Origin of the sequence: Halobacillus sp., from assembly GCF_049282395.1 — a bacterium.
Classification (GTDB): domain Bacteria; phylum Bacillota; class Bacilli; order Bacillales; family Halobacillaceae; genus Halobacillus.
In genome coordinates this window covers 1-4,943 of record NZ_JBAPTY010000088.1, presented here as the reverse complement: position 1 = coordinate 4,943, position 4,943 = coordinate 1, and the positions used below count along the sequence as shown (strand labels likewise).

The window sequence follows — 4,943 nt, the reverse complement described above, 5'->3', positions numbered from 1 at the left end:
CCTCTTTATCCACCATCTGTGAAGGATATAAATAATACTGCAAATACGTGTTTGGTAAATATTCAGGAAAATCTGTCACCATCTGCTCGACTTGTTTAAACGTTTTAATCCAGGAAGGATCATTAGCGATCTCAGCATCCTCCGGAATAAATCCATCCTCTGTAATAGCACGCTTAATCGTGTCTGTATGATCCTTGCCGTCTTTATCTAAGATTCTAGTAAACCAGCCAAAGTGATTAAGACCAAAGTATTCAGGGACAAGATCAAACACGTCCTTACCTAGTATTCCGGCATAACTCACCATAATTGCCGCCGGCATATCACAAATATTCAGCAGCTTCTTATCTTCAGGAAATTCACGGCGGAGAGCTTCCGCAACAATGGCAGCTGGATTCGTGTAATTTAAAATCCAGGCTTCCGGGGAGTAATGGCGAATATCATTGACGAGATCAATCATATCTCCAATAGAACGAAGCCCATAAGCCATGCCGCCAGGGCCGCATGTTTCCTGCCCTACAGCCCCGTATCGAAGTGGAATCTGTTCATCCTGCTCACGCATCGCAAGCCCGCCGGTACGAATTTGAACAAAAACAAAGTCAGCGTCTGTTAATGCTTCCTTCTTATTCGTCGTATAGTTGAACGACTCAAGTTCTGGATATTTCTCACGCAAAATGATTTCTGAAGCTTTTGCTATTTTTTCCTGGCGTTCAGCGTTCGTGTCATAGAAAGTAATCGATTTTAACGGGAATTGATCTTTCTCCGCCACTAAACTCATGATCATACCAATGGTGTAGGTACTACCGCCGCCCACAACCACAAGGTTTTGCTTTTTCATATGTTACGCCTCCTAATAGGTATTATATTTGTATTAATTATTTATTAACATGAATATAATACATATTTATGAAAGCGTCAACATTTGTATCGAAATTTTTATTATATTTGGGTATAATGTGTATATAGATGAACAGGAGGAATTCGTATGGCAGCTCCTTTATATCGGAGAATTGCACAACAAATAAAAGAAGATATTTCTGAAGGGGTTTGGAAAGAAGGAGAGGCTATACCAACGGAACTCCATCTTTCTGAACAATATCAAGCCTCTCGAGTCACCGTGCGGCAGGCTGTTAAAGTACTTGTGGAAGAAGGATTATTGGAAAGAATTCAGGGAAGCGGAACCTATGTGAAAGAACAAAAAATTGAACATAATATATTTGAATTAATCAGTTTTACAGAAGAAATGAGAAAGCTTAATAAACAACCGGTCAACCGCATTCTCGACTTCCAATTGATTGATCCTACTGATTATATAAAAAGAATGCTCAGGCTTTCGGACGGAGAAAAAGTCTTTTTTGTACGCAGGCAGCGACTCGTGGATGAAACTCCCTATGTATTGGAAGAAACCTATCTTCCGGTAACAATGTTTCCGAATCTATCATATAGCATTATGACTGGATCAAAATATGACTACATTGAAAAAGAAGTAGGAAAAAAGATTAAGGAAAGCTTTCAGGAAGTGATCCCTGTTTTACCAACCCCGGATATTGCGGAGGCTTTAACTGTGGATGAATCTAATCCAATATTAAAAATGCAATCCTATAGTATTTTTGTAGATGGAACGGTTTTCGAATACAGCGAGAACTATTTTAAAAGTGACGAATATAAATTTACTCTTCGGGCTAAGAGACTCCAATAATCAAGTCAGGCAGAACATGAGAAAAGGGTGCTTCTCACAAATTGGAGAAGCACCCTTTTCTGTTTAATTTACTCCTGTCTTTTTCTTTGCTTCAAAGCAAAAAAGACTGTAACTACCAGAATGACAGCGGCAAAAATATAAGAAGAGTACACCACAAGCGGCACATCTGCATCCTGATTTTGAACCCCTATTCCGACGAACGCCCAGACAAACACGAGCGGATACACCCAGTCATTTTTGGTTATTAAGATATAGAAAGCAAGCAGAGTCGCTATAATGAGAAGGATGAACGTCCAGACAGAAGCAGAAATCCCAAATCCGCTCCACTCAACGTACGTTAGGTAATAGCTGATGTTAGCAATAGTAGCTACGCTGATCCACCCAAGATAAACGGAAAATGGCAGCCGGTCCAGAAATGAAGCATCTACCGCTTCCGCTTTTATATAAAGACGAATAAGAGTAAGAAGTAAAAGGATCATGACGATGACCGATAGTCCAAAGAAGTTGTAATGCCACATAAATATCCAAAGACTGTTCAGAATGCAGCTTAACACGAAGAGTCCACTTACCGCTTGATAAATAGGCAGATCTCGTCTGCTGGCTGGAAACTGTCGGAGAACCCAGATGCCAAGCAGGATGTAGATTAACCCCCATATACTGAACACATATCCAGCCGGAGTAAACAGAACGTTTAGCCTGTTGGAAATTTCCCCCGTCGTCTGACCATTAAGCGGCAGCGTATTGGCGAGTCCATTAACGACCACAACAAGTAAATAAGCGAGTAGATTTAAAATAAATTTGCCCATAGGAACACTCCTTTTCAAAAACAGCTATGATACATATTATTCCTTCTCCCCCCTGAATAAAACGATTTTCACAAGAACATCAAAAATGAACATAAAAAAAAGACTGCTGATAATTTCTCGACAGTCTTAAAAACATTTTGGAGATTTTTTACTTGTATTGATATTTATTTGAGTTTTCCAGAACTAAAAAATAGTTGAGAACAAACTGCCGGACTTCCCACTCAGGCACATCCTGTTTTCCATCTGTAAAACCGGCTGGACTATAAGAATAGTTGCCGAACTGAGCTCGCTCCTCTTTCTTCAATTCCATGATTACCTGGTTGGTCTTTTCCATATAAGTCATTTTCATCACCCTTTTTAGGATCAGTATGGACAAAATAAGAAGGATTTATAAGGAATTTTTATAGTTTGCTATAAACAGTAGTCTTACAAGCGTGTAAGCTTGAACGATATTACTAAGTGTTACCGTAGGAGACTATCGATTTCTCTTTTTAAATTACTAAATCTAACTGGAGAGCAAAATTTATGGATCGTTGAAAGTGAAATCGTTTTTTGCTGAGGAAAGAATTCATCCAAAAATGACGTAGACAGTACAAAGTAATCCCAACGATTTACATCAAGAATGTCATAATTAGATTTATCCTGATCCGTGTACACGCAAAATACATAGCACTCCGAATTGCGCTGTGCTTCAGAGCTCATTTTTCCTGTAGTAGAGTTCCACGCTTTTGCCTCATATATTAAATATAATTTTAGAAGGCTTCTGTTGTTCCCACGCCTGTATATAAGCTGACGACTTCACCTCTATTAATCTTCCTTTATAAACAAAGTCCGCTTTATCCCATTCAACCCGGGGTTCATGAGTTAGCCCTAAAGCATACCCCACTAAAAATTCAGCCAAAATTCCTCTAGTTGTGTTACTTAATAGATCTGAATAAACCCAGCGCCAAAATTCCACAACCGTCGTATCAGTTCCTTTTATTTGTTTTTCTTCATATATCTTCACGGTCATTCCACCCCTCCGTTGTCTCCTTTTAAGCTTTTCGGAAACAGGGTCACTAAACGATTGAGCAGATTTGAAGAGTTAAAATTTATATCCATTTCTTCAAACACTTCCTGGTAATGATTCATCCATTGGTTAATGGGAGTTGGCTTATGACTATCGTCATCGATAAAATTCACAAGCGCAAGCCAGGTTGGTATCTTCATTTTTTCATTCAATATATACAAGTAAGCTAAACGATTGGAGAGTTGATAGTAATGATGCAACCATGTATGCATAGTGGCTTCTGATCCTAAAAATGTTTTTGTCTCTTTAATTGTTCGTTCTATCAGTTCTATACTGTGGGGATCCGTTGCTTTTATCTTAGATGTCATTTCGTTTACGTGAGCTTTTGCTTCTACTAACAATAATCCTTACGTCCCACCCTTACCCTGCACCATGGCTATGCCATCCCACCTTGGACCCTGGGTAGGCCAGTAGTCCTTTATTTGAGATTCAGCGTTCTTCCATTCATCATACAAATCGAGAAAATCATTTCGATACTCTTTAGGAGTTCTGTTTTCTAGTGGAGAATGCCAAATAATATTCTTATCTTTATCCAAAAACGAAAGCAGTGACGGGGAACTCATTAGAAGCCTGTTATTAAGATCACGCGAAAAATGATTAACATACGTTTCAATTAAATATTGACTGCCTTTACTAATTTCCATTCACCTCACTAACTTGAATATTTTTTACCCCTTCATGTTTTAAGTATTCTCCAGAATTATGTAATCACCTTTATTATCACGCTAAATTAAAGATAAGGAATTAGTTATCACCTCCTCTTCTTCAATGGAAAGCTATGATCACTGCAACTCTATAAGAATACTAAAAAAACAACCCGCCATACCGGTGGATTGTCTTTTTGCGGCAGCATCATTATATGAAACTGGTAAAGCTGTACTGAATACTGCGATCGATTCAAACTAGTACTCTGCATTCAGTCTATTCCATCAATACTCTCTTCTAACTCATGAATATCATTCGTCAGTTCCTCTAGCTTTCGTTCTAATGCTTTAATAAAAGCGACCTTTCCATTAAACGGATTATCTTCTCTCATAGTTCCACCTAATAGGAAATTCATTTGCTTCTCCATATCCGTTAAAAGAACTGCCTCCTCTTCTTTTTCTTTTTCTAAAGCTGCTTTTTGATCCTCATATTGTTCTTGTATATTGGTGTTCGCGTTTTGTAAACGTTCTATTTCAGCATACAATTGCTCTACTTTTGCTTTATGTTCCTCCTTTTGCTTGGACCAGGAGGATTTTTGGTTTCCAAACTCTTCGGCCAGTTGTTTCTTTTCATTTATAGTGTTTTTCATCTCTGCCTGATGCCTTCTATTTTTATCCTTATACTCTTCGATCTTACTTTGTAAACTTTCCGTTTCTTGCTCGTATTT

General features: G+C 38.3%; 7 protein-coding genes and 1 pseudogene. 1 reads left to right on the top strand and 7 read right to left on the bottom strand.

The features are described from left to right. Positions 1-835 (bottom strand): annotated as a pseudogene (locus tag WAM07_RS04425) (6-phospho-alpha-glucosidase); the annotation flags it as partial. 147 nt (positions 836-982) lie between these two features. Here WAM07_RS04425 and WAM07_RS04420 point away from each other — a divergent pair. After that, positions 983-1,696: a GntR family transcriptional regulator gene (locus WAM07_RS04420; protein WP_422165110.1), complete on the top strand. Its 714-nt coding sequence runs from the start codon at positions 983-985 to the stop codon at positions 1,694-1,696. A gap of 68 nt (positions 1,697-1,764) precedes the next feature. Here WAM07_RS04420 and WAM07_RS04415 read toward each other — a convergent pair whose 3' ends face one another. The 6 genes from WAM07_RS04415 to WAM07_RS04390 form a co-directional block, all read right to left on the bottom strand. Then, positions 1,765-2,502, bottom strand: a complete 738-nt coding sequence (locus WAM07_RS04415) for a TspO/MBR family protein (protein WP_422165109.1) — start codon at positions 2,500-2,502, stop codon at positions 1,765-1,767. Between the two features lie 148 nt (positions 2,503-2,650). Beyond that, entirely contained in the window at positions 2,651-2,845 is a 195-nt protein-coding gene (locus WAM07_RS04410) for a hypothetical protein (RefSeq protein WP_422165107.1), read from the bottom strand. Between the two features lie 390 nt (positions 2,846-3,235). After that, complete coding sequence (locus WAM07_RS04405) at positions 3,236-3,514, bottom strand: hypothetical protein (protein WP_422165105.1); 279 nt, start codon at positions 3,512-3,514, stop codon at positions 3,236-3,238. Continuing rightward, positions 3,511-3,912: a hypothetical protein gene (locus tag WAM07_RS04400; protein WP_422165103.1), complete on the bottom strand. Its 402-nt coding sequence runs from the start codon at positions 3,910-3,912 to the stop codon at positions 3,511-3,513. The genes WAM07_RS04405 and WAM07_RS04400 overlap by 4 nt, the downstream gene beginning before the upstream one ends. Before the next feature lie 6 nt (positions 3,913-3,918). Further along, positions 3,919-4,215 carry a hypothetical protein gene (locus tag WAM07_RS04395; protein WP_422165102.1) on the bottom strand — a complete coding sequence of 99 codons (297 nt, stop codon included), beginning with the start codon at positions 4,213-4,215 and terminating at the stop codon, positions 3,919-3,921. 272 nt (positions 4,216-4,487) lie between these two features. After that, on the bottom strand, positions 4,488-4,943 hold a 456-nt coding region (locus WAM07_RS04390), incomplete at its 5' end, for a hypothetical protein (protein ID WP_422165100.1).